The sequence below is a fragment of the Sodalis sp. RH16 genome, assembly GCF_047324245.1.
Lineage (GTDB): Bacteria > Pseudomonadota > Gammaproteobacteria > Enterobacterales > Enterobacteriaceae > Acerihabitans > Acerihabitans ligni.
The window spans coordinates 585,050-606,604 of the sequence record NZ_CP178737.1; the positions used below are offsets into that span (position 1 = coordinate 585,050).

The following is a 21,555-nucleotide window of genomic DNA, read 5'->3' on the forward strand; positions in this document are numbered from 1 at the left end:
TTTTAGGGTCTGCTTTTCAGGCGAAATGTTCAGGATTAACAAATCGATATAACGCGGGCAATAAATCCGTGGCCAGCATGCCCCGCGTGCCTTTTTCCGCCGCCAGCCAATCGGCGGCCGCGCCGTGGATAACGCAGCCGGCGCACGCCGCATCATATAACGAGAGTTTCTGCGCCAGCAAACCGCCGATGATGCCCGAAAGCAGATCTCCCATGCCCCCCGAGGCCATACCGGCATTGCCCACATCGGCAATGGACGTTTGGCCGCCGGCATCGGCGATCAGCGTGCCCGCGCCTTTTAGCACCACCACGCCGCCATAACGTTTTGCGATATTTGCGGCGGCGAGGAAGCGGTCACTTTCCACCACGCCGACCTTGCTGTTCAGCAAGCGCGCGGCTTCTCCGGGATGGGGCGTGACAATACGATTGTGACGTTTCTGCGGGTTGATTGCCAGCAAGTTCAGCGCGTCGGCGTCCCATAACATGGGTTTATCATAATTTTCCGCAATACGTAGCGCATTTTTACCCCATTCCGACTGCCCCAAACCCGGACCTATCACAATGACGTCCGCCCATTCCAGACCCTGGCGAAGCGACTGGTCGTTAAGCGGTTCAACCATCAGTTCCGGCCGCGCGGTGAGCAGGGAACCCACGTTCTCCTCGCGAGTAAGCACTCGCACCAAACCTGCGCCGGTGCGCAGCGCCGCCTCACCGGTCATGCGAATGGCGCCGGATAAACCGTGATCGCCGCCGATAATCACCAACCGGCCGTTATCCCCTTTATGCGCGCAGGGATCCCGCGGCGTTAGCCAGCGGGGGAGCAGGTCGGCGGTCAGCCGTTCCAATAGCGGGGTTTGCTGTTGCAGCCAGTTACCCAGCCCCAAATCGTCATAATGTAATTTCCCGGTGACGCTGCGCGCTTTGCCGGTGAGCAAACCGGGTTTCAACGCGATAAACGTCACGGTGTGCGCCGCCTTGATCACCGCCGCCGGCGCCGCGCCGGTTTCGGCGTTCAGCCCCGAAGGAAGGTCGAGGGAAACTATCGGCGCGCCATGGTCGTTGGCCCTGTGGATAAGCCCGGTATAGGGTTCCCGCGGCGCGTCCTTCAATCCGGTTCCCAGCAGGCCGTCAACGATCACATCCACCTGCGGCGGCCACCCTTCATCCACGCCGGCGATACTGCCGCCGGCATCCAGCCACGCCTGTCGGGCCTGTCGGGCTTCATCGGGCAAAGGCCGGCTGCCGGGGCACTCTATTACCGTCACCGCCTTTCCCTGCGCCGCCGCCAGACGGGCCGCCACGTACCCGTCGCCGCCGTTGTTGCCGTGCCCGGCCAGGATCAGGTAATGGCGGGCGTAGGGATAACACCAGTTTATGGTGCGCAAGGCGGCGTCCCCGGCTCGCTCCATTAATTGATACAGCGACAGGCCCGCCAGTTTGGCGGCCTCACCTTCCCACCCCCTCAGCCATTCTGCGGAGTAGGCGCAATGTGGTAAACTTGACTTGTTTGTTTTATTCATACGGTCCGCCATGTCATACCCTTTCGATTTGATAGAATTAACCCGGCTCATCAAGGAGTGGGGTCTGGCTCTGGGTTTTCAACAGGTCGGCATCTGCGATACCGATCTTGCCGCTCATGAATCCGTGCTGCAAGCCTGGCTGGACAACCAATACCACGGCGATATGGAATGGATGGCGCGCCACGGCAGTCTGCGCGCTCGTCCGCATGAACTCCTGCCCGGCACCCTGCGCGTCATCAGCGTCAGAATGAATTACCTCCCCGCCAACGCCGCTTTTGCCCGCACGCTGAAAAATCCCCGGTTAGGTTATGTTAGCCGTTATGCGCTGGGACGCGACTATCACAAGGTGTTGCGCCATCGTCTTCAACAGTTGGGCAATAAAATTCGCGAATGGTGCCAAGAAGTCCAATTCCGTCCCTTCGTGGACTCGGCGCCGTTAATGGAACGCCCGCTGGCGGCCAAAGCCGGGATAGGCTGGGTCGGTAAACACTCACTGATATTAAACCGCGAAGCCGGCTCCTGGTTTTTTCTCGGCGAATTGTTGATCAATTTACCCCTGCCCGTAGACCAGCCCCAACAGGATGGGTGCGGACGCTGTGTCGCCTGCATGACCGCCTGCCCCACCGGGGCGATCGTCGCCCCCTATACCGTCGACGCGCGCCGCTGTATTTCATACCTCACCATTGAGCTGCAGGGTGAAATCCCCGAGGACCTGCGCCCGCTTATCGGCAATCGAATTTATGGCTGCGATGACTGCCAGCTGATTTGCCCGTGGAATCGTTTTTCGGCGTTAACCGATGAAAAGGACTTCAGCCCGCGCGCGGCGCTTCACTCGCCGGAACTGCTGGAACTGTACAAATGGGACGAAACCACGTTCCTGCGGGCCACCGAGGGATCGCCCATTCGTCGTATCGGCCACTGGCGCTGGTTACGCAACATCGCCGTCGCCTTGGGCAACGCACCTTATGAGGAAAGCATCGTTTTGTGCCTGCAGGAAAGTCTGGGTAACGATGCCTTATTGGATAAACACATTACCTGGGCGATAGAACGACAACTGCGACAACGGGAAGCCGCAACGGTCAATGTGCAGCCGGCCCGGCAACGGCGATTGATTAATGCAATTGAGAAAGGATTGGCGCGCGATGCCTGAAAATCGATGTGTAAAATTTGCCCGCGAACAAGAGACTAAAGGACTGTGGATAAAATAAAAAAACCTTTGACAATCAATTGACACAAAAAAGACAAGCAATACAGAAAAAGTTTTTTAAGAGAAAAATATCCGCTATATCAATAGATTAAAATCTTATGCTGTCGCCATCACGATTTTGGAAAAAATATTATTGCCCGCCAGCGTTGTGGATAAGTCTGTTTAAAACCTTTTTTTTGCTCAATAAGGGCAATCGATAAGGCGGAAAATAGCATGGGGATTGTCAATAAGATATTTCCTAGTCCCACCCCTTGAAAACATACATTTGTTGCATGCCTACTCCCTTGAAAGCATGGGGGTTTTCCAGGGCCGGTAAAACCGGGGAAGGCATTATCCTTTAGTTTTAAGCCCCAGGCAAGCCGGATTTTCATAAAAAAATGGCGACAGTGGCGTCTGTGCCGCCAATACATAAGCAGCCCTATTGTTTAGTCAACAAGCGTAGCGCATAAATCAACCTGGCGCAAAGGCGGAAATGACCTTTTTATCCACACAAAGTCACGTCCTTAAGCTCCAGCAGCGCCTTGAGAAAATAATAATCGCCATAGGCCGTGGCCTGATCGATACCCAGCCCGTGCGGCAAATCGGCGGTGGCATGGGCCAGCAAGCCTTCATTGTCATCCAGCATGCAGTGGCGGCTCAGGGCGTGCAGAACGCTCACCGCGCTGTCCTTGAACATCACTTCACCCGTGAGGCGGTACAGACGCAGCAGTCCGTAGGCGCTAATGGCTCCCGCCGAGGCGTCCTTGGGCGCCTCTTTGTCGGGGTCAAGATAGTCCCAGGGCGGAATACCGTCGGCGGGCAAATGGCCGATGATGTAGCGGGCCACCCGCACGGCGGATGCCAGCCACAGGGGATTGCTCCGCTGGCCGGCGAGGATGGCAAGGCCGGTCAGCGCCCACCCCTGGCCCCGAGACCAGGCGCTGTCCGCCGACAGGCCTTGCCAGGTATCGCCGCGCACCGGCTGTCCGTCAGGGGTGAAATGGAAACGGTGGTAGGCCGACCCATCCGCGCGCAGATGGTTCGCCAGCGTTTTCTCCACATGGCGGTTCGCCACCTGCAGCAGCCTATCTTCACCGCTTTGTTCCGCCGCCCATAGCAACAGGGGAAGATTCATCAGCGTATCGATAAGCACCGCCCCGGACCACTCCTCCTGGCCGAAAAATCCCCAGCCCGGAATATATCCGCCGGCCGGGTTGAACTGCGCCGCCAGACTGCGGGCGGCGGCCAATGCCCCCTGGCGCCAGGACTCATTGCCGGTGATCCGCCAGCCGGTAATGGCGCTGGGATAAAACATAAACCCCAAATCGTGGTTACGGCTGTCTTGGGCGCGGGGCAAAATACGCTGGGTAAAATGTTCAGCCGCAGCGCGCAGCGCGGGATCGCCGCTGTGTCCATACGACAGCCACAGCTGCCCGACCCAAAAACCGCCGGTCCAGACGCCGTCCCGGGTGAATATATACTTGCCGTTTTCGGTAATATGGGGAAAATCGATAAACGTCACGCTGCTCTTTTTCACTTTCTCAACGCAGCCAGTGATTGCCGCCGTCAGCCAGTCCATACTATTCCTCTGTTATAAGTTGATTTTTTTTTCTCACCGGGACGAACCCGATTCGCAGGGGATGGCAGGATCATGCCCCCCTGCAGGGCTTACTTTGGCAGGTGCCGGCGGCGGTAATTGCGTCGGCCGGCGCCGCCCGACGCTACGCCACGCTGGAATTACCGGCTAACTTTCCCGCTTCGGCGGCTTTTTTGGGTTTGATGGTCAAGGCAAACAGCACGGCGATACCCAGGCAGGCCGACATCATAAAATAGGAGGAATTGGTTGAATGGGTGACGCTGTTGAGCATGCCCACCAGATACGAGCCGATAAACGCCCCCACCGCGGCCATGCTGTTGATCATCCCGCCGGCGCCGCCCACCATGGAAGCCGGCAATACGTCGTGCACCAGCGCGAAGAACGGCCCGAACGGGATATAAAGGCAGGCCCCGGTAATCACCAGCAGCAGGTAAGAGAGCCAGAAATGGTTCGTGCCGAGGAACGGCAGCAGCAGGAAACAGCAGCCGGCTATCAATATCGGGAAAGCGACAAAACCCACCCGTTTTTGATATTTGTCGCTCAGCCAGGCGGCAATCATCATTAATATCGCCGCCAGGCCGTACGGCAGCGAGGACAGCAGGCCGGTTTGGGCCATGGAGATGGCGCCCGAGTGCAGAATGGAGGGCAGCCACATCAGGAAACCGTAAAAACCGATGCTCTGGAAAAACATCCAGCCCGCCAGCTTGATAACGTTGGCGGAACGGAAAACCTGTCCCCAGTTGGTCATGGTCTCTTTATGCTGCTGCTCATTGGCCAGTTCGCTTATCACCGCCGCTTTCTCTTCCTTGCTCAGCCAGTTGGCCTGCTCCGGCCTGTCGCGGATAACAACCCACCACACCACCGCCCAGATGACGGCGGGAATGCCTTCCACCACGAACATATGGCGCCATCCCCAGTTTTGCACCAGCCAGCCGGAAAGAATGGACATCCACAATACGGTAACCGGGTTGCCGAGCAGGAACAGCGTATTGGCTTTGGAGCGTTCGGAATGGGTGAACCAGCGTGATACCAAGATCAAAAGACTCGGCGTCACAATGGCTTCCACCACCCCAAGGGCGAAACGGATAATAATCAGCGAGGTGATATTGGTCACCAGCCCGGTTAACGTAGCGCAGATCCCCCACAGCACCAGGCTCCAGGTCAGCAGCTTGCGCACGCTCCACTTTTCCGCCAGCATCCCGCCCGGTATTTGCAAGGTAAAATAACCCAGAAAAAAAAGTGCTCCTATCAAAGACGCCAGAGAGGGATTAATACCCAGATCGTTACCGATGCCGGCGGCGGAGGCAAAACTGTAATTAGCCTTATCAAGGTAAGACAGGCTGTAAGTAATAAATATCGTCGGCATTAAATAGAGCCAACGGCGTACAGGCAGTTTGTTCATCTTGACTTACCTCAATAGGATTTATGTAGGCACCGAAATTAATTGCTTTATTTTTAAGTCAATACGTATCGTTGAATTGTCATTATTATGATGGCCTGCATTAATGCCGGCCACCCTACCGTAATGTCAAAGAGTATTTATTTTTATAGAAATTTCGCCTCTCTTTTTTCTAAAAAAGCCGCTACGCCTTCCGCACAATCCCTGGTTTGGAAAATTTCCTGGCTGAACCGCAGATTTTGATAAAAGCAGTGTTCCGTGGACTGCATGCCGATGGCGCGTACGCCCTGTTTTATTAATCTTATGGCCTCAAAAGGTTTCATCGCAATTTCCCGCGCCAGCTCCAGCGCCGCTTCCACCGTGGTGCCCGCCGGCGCCAGACGATTGACCATGCCCCATTCCAGGCAGCGCTTTGCCTCGACAAAGCTGCCGGTCATCATCAATTCCATGGCCTTTGCCGTCCCCACCAGCTTCGGCAAGCGGAATAATCCGCCGCTGCCGGGGAAGACGCCCAAATTGATTTCCGGCAGGGCGATTTTCCCGCTGTCGGATAGAATTCGCATATCGCAGGCCATGGCCATTTCAAAGCCACCGCCGCAGACCACGCCTTCCAAGGCGGCAATGACCGGTTTATTCAGAAATTCAATGGCATTAAAGGTTTCATTTTCTTTCTGCAGCTTTTTACTGATAACGTCATCCCAGACTTCCGGGAATTCTTTGATATCGGACCCAACGCAAAATGCTTTTTTTCCCGAACCGGTTAATACCACTACTCTCACATCGTCGTCCCGATCCAGCTGCTTCAATAAAGATCGTAATTCCCTGGACAGAGAAAGGGTTACCAGGTTAAGTGGCGGATTATTTAATGTCAGCAGCGCAACGGCGTTATTTATTTCCAATGTAACAAGGGAGTCGCTTGTGGTCATAATATGCCTCAGTGTTTGTTAACCGATATAATATTGTCGGAAATAAGCCGGCGGATAACCTCCTGGCTGTAGCCCAGTTCGGCGAGTATTTCCGCGCTGTGCTCACCCAGTTCGGGGGGGAGGCGGCGCAGCGGCAGCGGCTGTCCGTCATACTGATTCGGGTGGCCCAGCACCCGCACCGTGCCGGCCACCGGATGTTCCATTTCGATAAAGGCCTGGTTGTACTTCACCTGTTCGTCTTCCACCACATCCGCATATTCATTCACCGGCGCATGCCATATCCCCTCCCGCTTGAAAATAGCCAGCCATTCCGCCGTGCTTTTGCTCAGCATTTCCGACGCGACGCGGGCATCGAAATCAAGGCGCGCCGACATCTGGTCGGCGGCGGTGAATCCCTCCAGCGCTCCCGGGCGGAAGGCCGCGCTCAGTTTGTCAAAGGGGGTCAGCGACAGCGTAATGTAGCCGTCGGCGGTGGCGTAAATACCATAGGGGCTTTGGTGAAAACGGCTGGACAGCCCGGTATCCGCGCGGGGCGTCAGTTTGCCGCCGTTGAGGAAATAGTTGAGGGGCTCAATCTGTAGATCCAGCGCCGAGTGCAGCAGGCAGGCGTCCACCTTATGCCCCTGCCCGGTTTTTTCGCGGTGGAAAACGGCGGCGATGATGCCCAGCGCCGCCAGCGCGGCGCCATGCTGATCCACCAGAGCGGTCCCCACCGGCATCGGCGGATGCGAACCGGGACCATTAAGGGCGGCCAGCCCGCTGATGCTTTGCGCCATCAAATCCTGGCCCGGCTCCTTCGCTTTCGGTCCGCTGGAGCCGTAGCCGGTACAGGAACAGTAGACGATACGGGGATTGATTTTGCGGATATCCTCATATCCCAGGCCGAGACGGTCCATCACCCCCGGCTTAAAGTTTTCGATAATCACGTCATACTCTTGCAGCAGATCGTAAATAATCTGCCGGCCCTCGGCGGACTTGAGGTCGATGGCCATGGCGCGCTGGTTGCGGTTTGCCAGCAGGAAAAACACGCTGACGCCGTTGAGGTAGGTATCGCACCCTGACCAGGATCGTTCATAGGCCCCTTTCGGCGACTCGATTTTCACCACATCGGCGCCTAAATCCGCCAGCGTTTGCGCTGCGGAGGGCCCTTGCAAATAGTGGGTAAAGCTCAATACCTTGACGCCTTCTAACATATACGTTTCCTTTGTTCTATATTATCGAACGGGGTTCGGTAATATTACACATCAAATCACCGCCAATGGGATGACCGTCAGTGATGGTGATTAATTGAAATTCCGCGGTTCCTGGTAAAGACGCAGGCCTTTGTAGCCCATTTGCCGCGATGCCCCCAGCGCCGCCACTTCGATTTTATTGCCTAACCGCCGCTGTTCTGCGGCATCCAGTCTGAACGTAAAATCAATAATGCATAAAGATACCAGCGGCACACCGTCGGCCTGTAATACCGGCGCGGCGATGGAACACAGCTCCGGCAGCTCGTGGCTTATGGCATACCCGCTGGCGGCGACCTGCGCCAGCTCGGCGAAAATGCCCGCGCCCCTATCCTCATCCCCCGGAGCGCTGTTTTTATCCAGCAGCCACTGCAGACGATCCTGCCGGCTGGCGGCGAGAATCGCCTTACCGCTGGCGCTCTCCCGCAGGGAAAACTTCGGCATGGTGTTAAGCTGTGGCTGCATCGGCTCCACGCCGCCTATCTTCTCGAACGGTACAATCTCGTCGCCGTTGAACAGCGACATGCAAACCATTTTGCCCGTTTCTTTCGCCAATGCGACGCCGGCTTCGCTGCTGACGGTGATTAAATCGTTTTTGCCGATAAAGCTGGCGCTAATCTCATAAAGCCGGGTTCCCGCCGACAGCGTGGCGTAATCCTGATTACCGATCTTTAGAATATCCATATCAATCAATGTATTAAGAATCTCCGAAGCGGTACTTTTCGGGAGTCCCAGCGCATTGCGCACATCCGCCATGGTCACCGGCTGTTTACTTTTCGCGATGTATTCCAGGGCCAGGATGGCGCGTTCCACCGTTTTATTCATAAAGCCATTTTTCCGAACTGCGTTCCGTATTACCGTACATTCTATTTACATCTCCCCAAGTCTATTTACCAGTCGTTTTACCATCGGCATCTCGGATCTGTGATTGTGGTCAAAATAAAGTCACTTGTTTACCGGGGCGCGGGTTCGGGAGCGCATGCGCCTGCCGGACCGCTTTCCCTGACGATGCCGTTCCCCCATGGCCCCGGCGCCAGGCCGAACCGACACAGAAAGCATGCCGTCTGTATTTAACGGAGGTTATTGTTATAATGCAGAAATTCTTGGGAGATAACATGACCATTCAAAGCGTAGCCAGGGCCTGTGCCATATTGAAGTTATTTCAACAGCACGAAAAACTTTCCATTGCCAAAATGTCCCAGTTTATGGGGCTGAGCAAAACCACCGTGCACGGTCTGGTGAAAACCCTTGAGGCGGAAAAGCTGCTGCAGCAGGATGAAAAATCACGGCTTTATTCCTTAGGTCACGTCAATTATGAATTGGGGATGCTTTATCAGTCGCGTATCGTCACCCATGCGGTGGTGTTGCCCTGGATGAAAAAGCTCAGTGAACAGGTGGAGGAGACGGTTCAGCTGGCGACGCTTACGGATCAGGATGTGATTTATCTGTCGCGCGTCACCACGCAGGATTTTTATGGTTTCTCCATTGCCGAAGGCCTGCGCATGCCTGCGCACTGTACCTCCACCGGTAAATGCATGCTCTCCAGCCTGTCCCGTGAACGCCTGCTGGAACTCTATCCCCGAGAAGAGCTGCCGACCCGCACCGCCCATACCATTTCCACGCGCAGCCGGCTGTTCGCCGCGCTGGAACAGATTGCCCGGACGGGTTACGCCATCGATGATGAAGAGGCCGAACCTGAATTGCGGGGCGTGGCGGTGCCGATTATCGCCGCCGCCAGCAAGGTGCCGCTGGCCATATGCATTTCCGGCACGGTCAGGCATATGACCGATGCGCGCATCGAACAATATCTGCCCGCGCTGCAGCAGACCAAAGAAGAGATCGTCAAGTTCCTCGGCACCGGCGGGCTGCATGCTGCGGCGATGTATTAGCCGCCGGCCCGCCAGACCACCGGGAATGCCGGGCAATCCAGCACGCCGCCGTTCTTTGGACCGTCGTGGGACGGCTCTGGGGGAGACATCTTCCCGCTGCGCCGACGGAATACCGCGTCATCGCCGGTCCAGCGCGTGGACAGCACCCGTCGCGGCAGCGGCGTAAAATTGCCGGCGGCGCCGTGCAGGGTCAACCCATGGAATACCAGGCAATCGCCGGGCTCTAGGGCCCAGCGGAGAATGGGGTAGTCGCCGCGGCGCCCTTCAATATCGGGTAGTATGTCCCACTGTTCGTTGTCGCCGGGCCGCAGCTCGCCGGTGGCGAACACCTGCGGACGGAACCATTTTCCCCAACGGTGGGAACCGGCGACAAATTCCAATGCGGTTTCATTGGCCACCGGGTCAATGGGCAGCCAGATTGTGCAAAAATCCCTGCCGTCCACCGGGCTATAGGGTTGGTCCTGATGCCAGAGCGTGCGTTGCGAGGCGCCGGGCTGCTTGGACAAAACGTGATCGTGCAGAAAATTGATTTTTGAAGAACCCAGCAGGGCGGCGGCTATCTCTTTGGCCGGTGAATGAAAGACAAAATCCTGGAAATGTTCAATGCGCCGCCAGTTGTCGCTATCCTGAAAAAACGTTTTGGTGTCAGGATCGGTATAACGGCCATGATCGCTGGGGAATGCGATATTATAGTCGATACCCTGTTCAACGATATCCAGCCATTGCCTTGAGAATGCGCCGCGGATAATCACCGCGCCGTCGCGGGCGAATGCCTCTTTGTCATGGGGGGAAATGTCAATCATCATATCTCCATGGGAAATATACCCTGGATAATTCAAGCTGCGGGCAAGCCAGCGCGCCTGCAAGTAGAAGTATGCCAGGGTTAGCGGAATACTATTCCGCTCTATTAATCTATATTCAGACCTTTTCCGGATTCCAGCGCCCCGGGAATTCCTGGCCGCCCAGCTGGCGGTTATAGAACATGCCCAGATACCAGGGGAAATATTGATAAGACCAGGCGCACAGCCGGTTGCCGTATTTCAGGAAAGCCCGCAGCAGTTCCTGCACCTCTTCTTTACTTTTAGCGGCGGCGATAGCGGGACGCAATAACCCGGCGAATTCTTCCAATTTATATAATCCGCTGACGCCAAGATAGCTGGAATAAGGCACATCGAATTCATTCAGCGTGGTGGAGAAATCTTCCAGGGACAGCCTATTGCTCAAGGTCAGCAACGGATACATGGTATACATGATATAATCGCGCAGCATGCCGTTGGCGAAATCCCAGGCGGTAAAATATTGCCCGTAGGTGCCCGTTGATTCCACGCGGCCCAGGCGAATATCCCGTAAATCCTCAGGCTCGGTTAATGAAATACGCTCGGCTTCGGCTAAAAAGGTTTTCGCCACGTCGGAGGTTACGTTGACGGCTTTCGGTACGCCGGGATGGGCCGCTTTATCATGGGCCGATACCTCAACGAATAATAAGTCTTTTTGCCAGAACAGATTATTCCATACCGCTTTACCCACGTCGGGCAATAAATGGCAATACTCCTGCAATACCTGTCCCAGCACCGGCTGCGCCAGCGGCTCCAGCCCCACGCCGTACTGAATGGACATTTTATTGCCGGTTGACTGGGAATAACGCAGCCGGCCCACCGGGCAATCGGTGATCAATTCACGATGATGTACCGGCGCGCTGCTGACAATCGGCGTCCAGGCATACATGGACGCGCCGGATACCACCGGATGCGCCTGTAAAATCTTGAACGGCAAATGCTGCCAGAACTCTTCACACAACTCCGGGTTTTTTTCATCATTTAATTCGGCCACCACGGTCACACCCAGGGATGGCCAGCTAATATCGATCAAACGTCCCATCTTCACACCTCATCTGTCATTAGATCATGGTTATATTTTATGCAAAACCTTATTCAAAAATATCCTGGTACGGGGATTGTCCGGCGAGGTGAATATTTTTTGCGGCGGCCCTTGTTCAATAATTTCCCCGCCATCCATAATGACCACCCTATCGGCGACATTGCGGGCGAATTCCATTTCATGGGTCACGACTATCATGGTCATCCCTTGTGAGGCCAAGCCCTGCATAACGCTCAGCACTTCCCCCACCATTTCCGGATCCAGGGCGCTGGTGGGTTCATCAAACAGCATTACCTCCGGATTCATTGCCAACGCGCGGGCAATGGCGACGCGTTGCTGCTGGCCGCCGGATAATTGCGATGGGTAGTGCGTTAATTTGTCTCCCAGCCCCACCCGCGCCAATAATTCCATCGCCCGGCGCTCCGCCTGCGGTTTATCCTGATGCAATACGCTTACCGGCGCCTGCATGACATTCTCCAGGGCGGTCATGTGAGGGAATAAATTAAAGCGCTGAAATACCATGCCGATGCGGCGGCGCAGCAGGGCGATATTTTTCTCGCTGTCCTCAATCAGCCGACCGTTTTTTAGCCGGTAGCCAATCAGGGTGCCCCCCACATGAATGGTGCCCTGCTGAATTTTTTCCAGATGATTGATGCAGCGGATCAACGTGGTTTTACCTGAACCCGACGGACCGATAATCACCAATGTTTCACCGGTTTTCACCGTTAACGACACGTTGCGCAGCACCGGCGTCTCGCCATAGAATTTCATCACATCCCGGCAAACCACCGCATCGGACGGCGTAGACAGCTCATCAAGACTCATCGGCCAACTCCGCCAGCTGATTTGTGGGTGTATTTTTGGCCCGCTTGACAGTTTTTGCCGATAAATGCCGGCTCATATTTCTTTCCAGCAGCATCTGGATAAGGGTCCAGCCGGCGGTCAGCAATAAATAATATACCGACACGCCTAAATACACTTCGAAGGTCATAAAGGTCGCCGCCTGCAATTGCTCCGCGACGCGGAACATTTCCGACACGCCGATAATGCTTAACAGCGCGGTGGTTTTAAGCATGTTATTAAACTGATTGCCCAACGCGGGAAATATGACCGGAATAGTCTGTGGCAAAATAATTTTTCGCATCAATAATCCGGGGGTCATCCCCAGCGCTTTGGCCGCTTCCGACTGGCCTTTGTCGATAGATATAATTCCCGAACGGGTAATTTCACTCATGTAGGCGGCCTCGTGCAGACCGAAAGAAAATATGCCTGCCACCAGCGCCCCTGAAACAGCCAGCGGCCCCAGGCTTAATACCGAAGGAAAGAGATCAAAGCCCAATAAATAGGGCAGGCCGAAATAAATCAGCACCAATTGAACCAATACCGGGGTGCCGCGAAAAAACCAGATATATAGCTGATTCAATGACCGGAATATCAAAAAGCGGCTCATTCCGGACACCGCCAGCAAGATACCCAGCGCCATGCCGATCAATTGCGCGACGATGGCGGCAATAACGGTCAACGCCAGCCCTTCCAATAAAACGGGTTGCGGGTGAAAGACAAAATTAAGGAAAAAACCCGTATTGAACTGCAGCTGAATATGTGTGAACACGTTTTTATCCTCACCGAACGAATATCATGATCGCTTAATCGGCACAGGGGTGGCTGCTGCTGCAGAGATCAACGCCTTTATCGATACCCCATTTTTTGACGATTTTCGTCATGGCGCCGGAGGTATTCAACTCGTCTATGCCGGCCTGGACGGCCTGCCGCAGGGCGGTATTATTTTTAAGCGTGGCGATGACCCAGGTCTTGGCGGGTACCGGCATGTCCACGGTCTGGAATTTATTCGGCGCCTTGGACATATAGAAATTGATCACCACATTATCCCCCACCATGGCATCCGCCCGCCCCAGCAGCAAATCATGGAAAGCGGCGACATTGGTGCCCAGGGATACCAGGGTTATGCCGGGTTTGCCCTCTTTTACCAGCTGGTCGCTAAACTGTTTAACCACCGTTTCGTTGCGGCTGCCCAGCAAAGCGGCTACCCGCCGGCCGGAGAGATCTTCAAAGGTGTGGAATTTAAGCGGATTGCCCTTGGTCACCAGCAGTCCGGATTTTACCCGCCAGTAATCAATCAGCCCGTAGCGTTCGGCCCGCTCCGGGGTTTTACCCAGGCTCGCCATTACCAAATCGCATTTACCGGTATCCAGCGCGGCAAAAATACCGGAAAACTGATAATTATCGATATGCGTTTTAACCCCCATCAACGGGCCCAGCGCATTCATGATATCCACCGCGACGCCGCTTGGGGTTTTACCGTCCTCCGCCATTCCTTCAGCCGGCGGGTTTTCCAGGTCGGAACAAAAAGTCAGCTGCCCCTTGGCTTTGATGTCAGCCGGAGCGGTAACCGCTGAAAAGGCGAACTGCGATGCCATGGACAACGACATGCTCAACGCCGCACCGATAAACAATTGCTTTTTATTCACCCTATTCTCCCGCAGGTCTTGTTCGCATTAAGAACGATTGTTTTTTGAGAATGGCATCCGGGCTGTTAACACTTCCGTTACTCACTATCAGCAACATACAGCCAGCCTGCGCGGTCGTCAATATATGTATATACAAATAAGATAATTGTATGGTTGAATTGGACGTGAAAAACTATAATTTTTATCAACCAATTGATATATAACTAATATATTTATATTTTTATGAATATACTTATCCATTTATAACCGATATTCAGTGAATTGCCCGGCTATGGGCGGCACGGAGCGGCCAGGGAAGAGACCATGGGGTGTTAAGCGCAGCGGGGAGTGATAAAGGGAGTAGCCCTAAAAAGGAACTGGGCGGCAGGATGGCGGCGGCATCCGCCCGATCCCGTCAGGGCGTTTTCCATGCCCGCGGAGGGCGTTTTGACAGCGACATGCCGATGAAAGAGCCGTTGTTCGGGATGAGGTAAACGGCTATCAGGCCGGGTTCGGGCCGGGCCCGAAGCGCACCAGAAAGCGGTGCCGCTCGCCGGGATAGATGAGACGCACAAAGGTGATTAATTCACCCGACAGCCAGGTTCGGCGCGCAATGGAGATACAGGCGGTGCCGGGGGATACGGAGAGCTGCCTGGCCAGGACGTCATCGGCGGAAATGGCGCGCAAGGAGTGCTCCCCTTCCGACCAGGGGATATTGCTTAGCAGCCAGCTTCCCGGCGGAATATCGGTGAACTCCTCTTCCGCCGCTTCGGGCACCACCGCCAGGTTTATCTGGCGCGCTTCCAGGGCGAACGGCAGATTATCCGCGTAATGCATCACATCAATGCACAGCATGCGGGCATTAACCGGGATACCGATATGGGTGGCCTCCACCGCATCGGTGATGGTACGGATGCCGCGATACAGCAGCGTAAAGCTATACATTCCGTCGGTGGCCAGCACCTCGGCGCGGATATCCTGGATAGCCAGCAGCGGTTCTTCCACCCTGGGCATGGCCACAAACGAACCCTTCCTGCGCTTGCGGACAATCATCCCCGCCGCCACCAGCGTTGAAAGCGCCTTGTTTACCGTCATGCGCGAGCAGTTGTAAATCTCCATCAGCGCCTGTTCGGTGGGGACACGATCGCCGGGATGCCACTCGTTACTCAGAATTTTATTTTTGATATCGCTCTGAATACTCTGATGAATCGGCAAGGGTTTGACCCGGACGCGTCTGATGGTTTCACTCTTGGACTCGGGTTCCGACAGCGAGGGCTTAGTGGTATTGGGTCTATTTTGGTCCATAACGTCCCTTTTTCAATAGCTTGTTCAATAACTTGCAAAATAATGATAAGCGATATCATACAGCCAAAACACACACCCATCTGCCAGGGCTTAACGCCGAACGGTTGAACGTAGCGCCGGACATGGCACCGGAAGATGATAAAACATCCTATCATCTTTAACCGCTGTTAGGCGGTGTCCGGCACAGGCTTTTCGCCGGGGCAGGCATTTCTTTTTCTTATTAATCCCCTGCCGTTAAAACTCGCCTACTTTATGTATATACAAAATCAGAACGCCGTTAGCATCAGCGTAAAAGCCGCCGGTGGGAAAAATAATCCCCTGTTTTAACGCGTATTTATCATAGGATTATCCTATGCAGAAAGCCGTGATTTTCGTCTGTACGGGCTTTACTTCCCCCCTTGATATTATATGGTATATACCAATCAATTAAAACCAGCTTTTCCCTTATCTTTCCTGCGGATTAAGGGAAACCGCGATTGACGGGTGAACGGGATGATAAGAATAGGGGTTGATATCGGCGGAACCTTCACCGATTTCGTCGTCTGGCGCAGCGGCGGGCGGCAGGAACAATGGCAATCCTTTAAGGTACCCTCCACCCCGCCGAATTTCGCCCGGGGTTTTCAGGACGGATTCGAAAAACTGCTGGCTGAACTGGCCATCGGGCCGCAAGAGCCCGTGGTGATAATGCACGGCACAACCGTCAGCACCAATGCGGTGATTGAACGCTCCCAGCCGCCGGTGTCCCTGCTGGTTACCCAGGGATTTCGGGATATTTTGGAATTGCAGCGGCTGCGCCTGATAGATCCCACCAATCTGCTGGGCACGCGCAGGCTGCCGCTGATTGAACGCCATCAGGTCTTTGAAATAGGGGAACGCCTGGGGGCGGACGGCGCTATCGTTGAACCGCTGTCGGCGGATTCGGTGGCCCGGGCCGTTGAACAGGTGCGCGCCGCCGGCATGACGGGCATAGCCGTCGCCTTTATGAACAGTTACCAGAATCCCGCCCATGAACAGCAGACCCGCGCATTGATTAACCGGCTGGCGCCGGAGCTGGATGTTTGCCTGTCAAGTGATGTCTGGCCGCGGCCGGGAGAGTATGAACGGGCCATCAATGCGCTGCTGAACGTCTACGTTAAACCCTGCATGTCCTCCTATCTGCAGCAGATTGAAAGCTATCTCGCCAGCCGCCTGCGGCACGTCCAGCTGTTTATCACCCGCTCCAACGGCGGCGCCATGTCGGCGCGGGAAGCGCGGGATTTCCCGGTGAATACCCTGCTTTCCGGCCCCGCCTCGGGGGTCACGGCGGCGCAGCTGATGGCCCGCGCCGCGCCGGAACGGCACTATCTCACCATGGATATGGGGGGCACCAGCACCGATATTTCCCTGATCCGCGAGGGCATGGCGGCGGTAGTGGATCAGACGGAAGTGGGCGAGTTTCCCCTTACCATGCCGGTGACCGGCATTGAAGCCATCGGGGCGGGAGGCGGTTCCATCGGCCGCTTTGACGGACCGGTATTCCGTATCGGCCCGATGAGCGCCGGCGCCTGGCCCGGACCCGCCTGCTTCGGCCGGGGAGGAAACCGGCCCACCGTCACCGATGCCTACCTGCTGTGCGGCTACCTGTCCGCCGATGCCTTTCTCGGCGGCGCCATGATCCTGGATCGGGACGCGGCCCATCAGGCGTTTATGCCCCTGGCCCAACGCATGGGGGAGACGGTGACCGGCGCGGCCAGCGCCGCGATTTCCATCGCCACCTCCAATATGGTGGCCAGCGTCTTGCCCTACCTGGCCCGCCACGGCGTTGACCCTCAGGATGTCACCCTGGTGACGTTCGGCGGCAACGGCGCTATCCACGGACCGCTGCTGGCGGCGGAAATCGGTATCCCCTCCCTTATCGTGCCCAATACCCCTTCGGTTTTTTGCGCCGTGGGCGGCGTGGTGGCGGAGCTGACCCACGACGTGGTGGCCATTGTGCAACAGGGGGCCATGGACACCACCCGGTTACGGCAGGTTTTCACCGCCTTGCAGGATGAGGCCGGCGCATGGCTGGCGCGGCAGACCGATGGGGCCAATATAGAGGCCATCGTGCTGGAATACTGGGCGGATCTGCGCTATCGCGGCCAATCATTTCAGATACCGGTGAAAATCGCCGCCGACGCGCCGGACCACATGACCACCGAGATGGCCGTTAGCGCCTTTCACGGCGAGCATCTGCGTTTGCATGCCCATGCCGATCCCCAGGGACGGGTGGAATTTATCGAACTACGGGTGCGTATCCGCGGCGCGCTGGCTACCCCCGGCAGCCATGCGCCGGCGGAGTTGAAATCCGTTGCCGCCCCGAGTCCCTGCGGCCACCGGCGGCTGCACATCGGCGCCGCGCATTTCGACCACTGCCCGGTCTATGCCAGGTCAGGCCTCGGCGTCGGCGCGAGCGTTTTTGGACCCTGTATCATCAGCCAGAGCGACGCGACAGTACTGGTTCCACAGCATTTCACCGCCCGGGTGCAGCCCGACGGCGCCCTTTTCATGATGCAGGAGCGTTGACCGTGGATCCCATACAAACCGTTATCATGAATAACCGCTTTAACGCCATCGTCGAAGAAGCGTCGGTCACGTTGTATCGCACCGCCCATACCACCTTCGTCAAGCTGGTGCAGGATTTCCAGTGCGCCCTGGCCACGCCTCAAGGGGAGGTGTTCGCCTACCCCAGCCATTCCGGCGTCAATGCCTTTATCGGCCTGTCGGTAGCCGGCGGACTGGCGGGCATCGGCCTGGAAAATCTGGAGCCGGGCGACTGCATCATTACCAACGATCCGTTCAGCACCGACGGCATGGTGACGCATATTATGGATGTCTCCATGGTTCGGCCGATTTTTTTCGGCAATGACCTTATCGCCCTGGCCTGGTCGTTTGTCCACGCCTCCGATATCGGCGGCGCGGTGCCGGGCAGCATTTCACCGGCCTTTACCGAGGTGTTCCAGGAAGGACTGCGGGTCAGGCCCACCAAGCTCTACAAGCGCGGCCAGCTGGATACCGCCATTCGCAACATTTTTATCGATAACAGCCGTATTGCCGATGAGCTGTGGGGGGATTTCCAGGCGATGATCTCAGCCCTCACCAGTATGGATAACCGGCTGAATCAATTATGCCGGCGCTACGGCATCCAGCAGGTGCGGGCGGGGATGGATGCTTCCCTGGCCCTGTCCGAGGTGAAGACCCGCGAGGTCATTCGCCGCATTCCCAACGGGGACTACCCCTTTGCGGATTATATCGAAGGCATGACGGAAGGGGATTTCATTCATATCAACGCCGTGATGCGCGTCAGCGACGAACACATTGTGTTCGACTTCAGCGGCACAGACCCGCAGGTGGCGGCGGCCTTTAATTATGTCACCGGCGCCCGCGCCCATCCTTATACCCTGCAGGCGTTTATCTATTACATTTTGACCCTGGAACCGGAAGCGCCGCGTAACTCCGGCCTGCTGCGGGCGCTGGAGGTCATCGCCCCGCGCGGGACCATCATCAATGCCGAATTTCCGGCGGCGGGCGGTTCCCGCGTCACCACCAGCACCCGGGTCTACGACGTGATTCTGGGCTGCCTGAACGCCGCGCTGCCGGACGGGCTGACCGCCGCCGGCCCCGGCATGTCGGGGGTGATTGTCGTCTCCGCCAAAGATCCCCGCGGCGACGGCAACCGTGTCAGCGTCATCAATCCCCTGTGCGGCGGCGGCGGCGGACGCTTCGGCATCGACGGCACCGACGGCGTGGATTCCCGCTCCGGCTATCTGCGCACCGTGCCCGCCGAAATTATCGAAGCCGAAACGGTAATACGGGTCAAACGCTATGCCCTGGTTACCGACAGCCAGGCCCCCGGCCGCTGGCAGAGCGGCGCCGCCATTGCCCTGGAGCTGGAAAATACCGGGCCGGAGGCGGTAATGACGGTGCGGGGCATGAATCGCTTTTATTTTCGTCCTTGGGGCGCCCGCGGCGGCCAGTGCGGCCATTTGGGATCGGTGGTGCTCAATCCCGGTACCGACGATGAACGCAACCTGGGCAAGATCGATGTCTTGAAGATGAAACGCCATGACGTGGTACGCCTCACCTCCCCCGCCGGCGGCGGCTTCGGCGATCCGTTCCTGCGCGACCCGGCGCTTATTGCCCGCGATGTGCGCCGCGGGCTGGTGACGCCCTTCAATGCCAGGAGCAGCTACGGCGTTGCGGTGGATGACGAGGGCCGCGTTGACGACGCCGCCACCCATCGGCTGCGGGCCGGCCATATCCCCGATCAAAGCCGGGTGACGCTGGGCAGCGCCCGGGATCAGCTGGATGTTGTCTGGCCGCGGGAAATCCGCGGGGCGCTGGCGGCCGGTCTGTTGCAGCAGGAGCGGAACGTTCGCCAGCCGCTGCGCCTGGCGGTGATCAAGCGCCTGACGGCGGAGAACCGGCCGGTGACGCTGCCGCTGATGAACCGGGTTATTGACGAAGAGTTGCAGTATCTAAAGATGCATTGAATGAATAGGGCTCTGCCCGCATCCCCGGGCCAGCGGTTATAAAAAATGGTTTTTTATAGCCTTATAGTGATGTTTTCTCTTGTTGGAGACCAGACATGCGTCATCTGCTTAGGCAAATCTTGTTAGCGCCCGTGGGTAAATCCGGCATGCATACATTAAGAATGCGGGGCTGGCTTTTCGCCTTGATGATGTTCAACGCCGTGCCGGCAAGCGCACTGGCGGATACGGTAAATATCGCCCTATCCGCCGGGCTGACCACTCTCGATCCCCAGCAGGCCACCGTGGTGCAGACGGATCTGAGCGTCATCAGCCATATCTATACCCCCCTGGTGGTGCGCAATGCCGACCTGAGCATTATCGGCGTGGCGGCCACGTCGTGGAAAGCGCTGGACGATCGGACCTGGGATATTAAGCTGCGCCCCGGCATCCTGTTTACCAACGGCAAACCTCTGGATGCGGCGGTGGTGAAATGGAATTTTGACCATTTGCTCGATCCCAACCATAAAACCCGGGTGAAGGAGTGGTACAGCCTGATTGACCATGTGGACGTCGTGGCCCCCGACGAAGTGAAAATTGTCACCAGCGCGCCCTTTCCGGGACTGATTGCCCAGCTCAGCATGTTTTTCCTGATGGAGCCCACCTGGACCGCCGCTCACGATCCCGGCCGCGAAGCCATGGGCAGCGGACCGTACCAGCTGGCGCAGTACGTGCCGGGGGAGCGGGTGGTGCTGACGCCCAATCCGCATTATTTCGGTCCGAAAGCCGCCCACGACCAGGTGATTTTCCGCATGATCAGCGAACCGGCGGTGCGGGTTTCGGCGCTGCTGTCCGGCGAGCTTGACCTGGCGCTGGATATTCCGCCCACCGACATCGACCGGATCAATAAAAGCAGCGTGGCCCATGCCGGCTGGGGTGAAAGCAGCCGCGCCATGATAATCAAGCTCAACAGCCTGAAAAAGCCCTTCGCCGATAACCTGAAATTGCGCCAGGCGATGAATTACGCCATCGACCGCCAGGGGATTATCGATGCCATCTATAACGGCCACGGGGCCATGAGCAAGGGCCAGCTATTGTCCCCCATGTACTTCGGCTACAACGATAAGCTGCAGCCCTATCCTTACGACCCGGACAAAGCCCGGCAGCTCATTGCCCAATCGGGCCTGCCGCAGCCCATCTCGTTTGAACTGCAGGTTCCGCTGGGACGCTATTTGCTGAGCCAGGAAATCGGCCAGATCATCGCCGCCCAATTGCAGGACGTGGGGCTGGATGTGAAAATCAAGGAGATGGAATACGCCAACTGGTCCAATGCCTATACTCGCGGCGATATGGGCCAGGCCTCCTTCCTGGGCCAGGCCTGGCCGACCCTGGATGCCGACGGTCTGCTGGGGCTCTATCTGCCCACCGATCCCGGCGCGTACTGGAAAGACCCGGCATTTGCCGATTTGGTGCTGAAAGCCCGTTCAACGGTGGATAAGCAAAAGCGCATCGTCTATTACCAGCAGGCGACGGAGCGGATGCGCGATCAGGCCCCGGTGGTGTTTTTGTTCAACCAGCCCCTGACCTACGCCACGTCCAATAAATTCAGTTGGAAAGTCCGGGGCGATGACTGGGTCCGCGTCGATGATTTAGTGGCAAAATAACAGGCGAC

General features: G+C 56.7%; 17 protein-coding genes. 5 read left to right on the forward strand and 12 right to left on the reverse strand.

What is annotated here, in order from left to right; genetic code table 11:
• Positions 1-16: 16 nt before the first annotated feature.
• A complete protein-coding gene (nnr, locus tag ACL2XJ_RS02680; RefSeq protein WP_413725547.1) occupies positions 17-1,531 on the reverse strand; it encodes a bifunctional ADP-dependent NAD(P)H-hydrate dehydratase/NAD(P)H-hydrate epimerase in 1,515 nt (504 codons plus the stop codon).
• Between nnr and queG the strand changes: the two genes are divergently transcribed.
• Positions 1,530-2,669, forward strand: coding sequence for a tRNA epoxyqueuosine(34) reductase QueG (queG, locus tag ACL2XJ_RS02685; protein ID WP_413725548.1), 1,140 nt, complete (start codon positions 1,530-1,532; stop codon positions 2,667-2,669). The two genes, nnr and queG, sit on opposite strands and share 2 nt — an antisense overlap.
• 538 nt (positions 2,670-3,207) lie before the next feature.
• Here queG and ACL2XJ_RS02690 read toward each other — a convergent pair.
• The 5 genes from ACL2XJ_RS02690 to ACL2XJ_RS02710 form a co-directional block, all read right to left on the reverse strand.
• The gene (locus tag ACL2XJ_RS02690) at positions 3,208-4,284 is read right to left on the reverse strand and encodes a hypothetical protein (RefSeq protein ID WP_413725549.1); all 1,077 of its coding nucleotides are present in this window, start codon (positions 4,282-4,284) and stop codon (positions 3,208-3,210) included.
• Positions 4,285-4,426: 142 nt separating this feature from the next.
• A complete protein-coding gene (locus ACL2XJ_RS02695) occupies positions 4,427-5,704 on the reverse strand; it encodes an MFS transporter (protein WP_132925684.1) in 1,278 nt (425 codons plus the stop codon).
• A 143-nt stretch (positions 5,705-5,847) separates the two neighbouring features.
• A complete protein-coding gene (locus tag ACL2XJ_RS02700) occupies positions 5,848-6,627 on the reverse strand; it encodes an enoyl-CoA hydratase/isomerase family protein (protein WP_413725550.1) in 780 nt (259 codons plus the stop codon).
• A gap of 8 nt (positions 6,628-6,635) precedes the next feature.
• Positions 6,636-7,820, reverse strand: a complete 1,185-nt coding sequence (locus tag ACL2XJ_RS02705) for a CaiB/BaiF CoA transferase family protein (protein WP_132925680.1) — start codon at positions 7,818-7,820, stop codon at positions 6,636-6,638.
• 90 nt (positions 7,821-7,910) lie between these two features.
• Positions 7,911-8,681 (reverse strand): IclR family transcriptional regulator, encoded by a 771-nt coding sequence (locus ACL2XJ_RS02710; RefSeq protein ID WP_132925678.1) that lies wholly within the window; start codon positions 8,679-8,681, stop codon positions 7,911-7,913.
• Positions 8,682-8,947: 266 nt separating this feature from the next.
• Between ACL2XJ_RS02710 and ACL2XJ_RS02715 the strand changes: the two genes are divergently transcribed.
• Positions 8,948-9,745, forward strand: coding sequence for an IclR family transcriptional regulator (locus ACL2XJ_RS02715; RefSeq protein ID WP_413725551.1), 798 nt, complete (start codon positions 8,948-8,950; stop codon positions 9,743-9,745).
• Here the strand turns inward: ACL2XJ_RS02715 and ACL2XJ_RS02720 are convergent.
• The 6 genes from ACL2XJ_RS02720 to hutC form a co-directional block, all read right to left on the reverse strand.
• The gene (locus ACL2XJ_RS02720) at positions 9,742-10,551 is read right to left on the reverse strand and encodes a phytanoyl-CoA dioxygenase family protein (protein ID WP_413725552.1); all 810 of its coding nucleotides are present in this window, start codon (positions 10,549-10,551) and stop codon (positions 9,742-9,744) included. The genes ACL2XJ_RS02715 and ACL2XJ_RS02720 overlap by 4 nt on opposite strands.
• Before the next feature lie 112 nt (positions 10,552-10,663).
• Positions 10,664-11,623 carry a DUF3830 domain-containing protein gene (locus ACL2XJ_RS02725; RefSeq protein ID WP_132925672.1) on the reverse strand — a complete coding sequence of 320 codons (960 nt, stop codon included), beginning with the start codon at positions 11,621-11,623 and terminating at the stop codon, positions 10,664-10,666.
• A gap of 30 nt (positions 11,624-11,653) precedes the next feature.
• A complete protein-coding gene (locus ACL2XJ_RS02730; protein ID WP_413725553.1) occupies positions 11,654-12,448 on the reverse strand; it encodes an amino acid ABC transporter ATP-binding protein in 795 nt (264 codons plus the stop codon).
• Positions 12,438-13,235: an amino acid ABC transporter permease gene (locus tag ACL2XJ_RS02735; protein WP_413725554.1), complete on the reverse strand. Its 798-nt coding sequence runs from the start codon at positions 13,233-13,235 to the stop codon at positions 12,438-12,440. The genes ACL2XJ_RS02730 and ACL2XJ_RS02735 overlap by 11 nt, the downstream gene beginning before the upstream one ends.
• Before the next feature lie 34 nt (positions 13,236-13,269).
• The gene (locus ACL2XJ_RS02740; protein WP_203523979.1) at positions 13,270-14,112 is read right to left on the reverse strand and encodes an ABC transporter substrate-binding protein; all 843 of its coding nucleotides are present in this window, start codon (positions 14,110-14,112) and stop codon (positions 13,270-13,272) included.
• 480 nt (positions 14,113-14,592) lie between these two features.
• Positions 14,593-15,396: a histidine utilization repressor gene (hutC, locus tag ACL2XJ_RS02745; RefSeq protein WP_413725555.1), complete on the reverse strand. Its 804-nt coding sequence runs from the start codon at positions 15,394-15,396 to the stop codon at positions 14,593-14,595.
• 492 nt (positions 15,397-15,888) lie between these two features.
• On the opposite strand from hutC, the gene ACL2XJ_RS02750 reads away from it, so the two are divergent.
• From ACL2XJ_RS02750 to ACL2XJ_RS02760, 3 genes are all read left to right on the forward strand, one after another.
• On the forward strand, positions 15,889-17,940 hold the full coding sequence (locus ACL2XJ_RS02750) for a hydantoinase/oxoprolinase family protein (protein ID WP_413725556.1): 2,052 nt from the start codon (positions 15,889-15,891) through the stop codon (positions 17,938-17,940).
• Positions 17,941-17,942: 2 nt separating this feature from the next.
• On the forward strand, positions 17,943-19,907 hold the full coding sequence (locus ACL2XJ_RS02755) for a hydantoinase B/oxoprolinase family protein (RefSeq protein ID WP_413725557.1): 1,965 nt from the start codon (positions 17,943-17,945) through the stop codon (positions 19,905-19,907).
• Between the two features lie 146 nt (positions 19,908-20,053).
• A complete protein-coding gene (locus ACL2XJ_RS02760) occupies positions 20,054-21,547 on the forward strand; it encodes an ABC transporter substrate-binding protein (protein WP_413725558.1) in 1,494 nt (497 codons plus the stop codon).
• The last annotated feature ends 8 nt before the right edge of the window (positions 21,548-21,555 follow it).

Bases quoted from the DNA above. Each gene is read 5' to 3' on its own strand.
- ACL2XJ_RS02750 (WP_413725556.1), top strand. From the start codon at position 15,889: ATGATAAGAATAGGGGTTGATATCGGCGGAACCTTCACCGATTTCGTC.
- ACL2XJ_RS02690 (WP_413725549.1), bottom strand. From the start codon at position 4,284: ATGGACTGGCTGACGGCGGCAATCACTGGCTGCGTTGAGAAAGTGAAA.
- ACL2XJ_RS02730 (WP_413725553.1), bottom strand. From the start codon at position 12,448: ATGAGTCTTGATGAGCTGTCTACGCCGTCCGATGCGGTGGTTTGCCGG.
- queG (WP_413725548.1), top strand. From the start codon at position 1,530: ATGTCATACCCTTTCGATTTGATAGAATTAACCCGGCTCATCAAGGAG.
- ACL2XJ_RS02715 (WP_413725551.1), top strand. From the start codon at position 8,948: ATGCAGAAATTCTTGGGAGATAACATGACCATTCAAAGCGTAGCCAGG.
- ACL2XJ_RS02720 (WP_413725552.1), bottom strand. From the start codon at position 10,551: ATGATGATTGACATTTCCCCCCATGACAAAGAGGCATTCGCCCGCGAC.
- ACL2XJ_RS02725 (WP_132925672.1), bottom strand. From the start codon at position 11,623: ATGGGACGTTTGATCGATATTAGCTGGCCATCCCTGGGTGTGACCGTG.
- ACL2XJ_RS02705 (WP_132925680.1), bottom strand. From the start codon at position 7,820: ATGTTAGAAGGCGTCAAGGTATTGAGCTTTACCCACTATTTGCAAGGG.
- ACL2XJ_RS02700 (WP_413725550.1), bottom strand. From the start codon at position 6,627: ATGACCACAAGCGACTCCCTTGTTACATTGGAAATAAATAACGCCGTT.
- nnr (WP_413725547.1), bottom strand. From the start codon at position 1,531: ATGGCGGACCGTATGAATAAAACAAACAAGTCAAGTTTACCACATTGC.
- ACL2XJ_RS02760 (WP_413725558.1), top strand. From the start codon at position 20,054: ATGCATACATTAAGAATGCGGGGCTGGCTTTTCGCCTTGATGATGTTC.
- hutC (WP_413725555.1), bottom strand. From the start codon at position 15,396: ATGGACCAAAATAGACCCAATACCACTAAGCCCTCGCTGTCGGAACCC.
- ACL2XJ_RS02710 (WP_132925678.1), bottom strand. From the start codon at position 8,681: ATGAATAAAACGGTGGAACGCGCCATCCTGGCCCTGGAATACATCGCG.
- ACL2XJ_RS02695 (WP_132925684.1), bottom strand. From the start codon at position 5,704: ATGAACAAACTGCCTGTACGCCGTTGGCTCTATTTAATGCCGACGATA.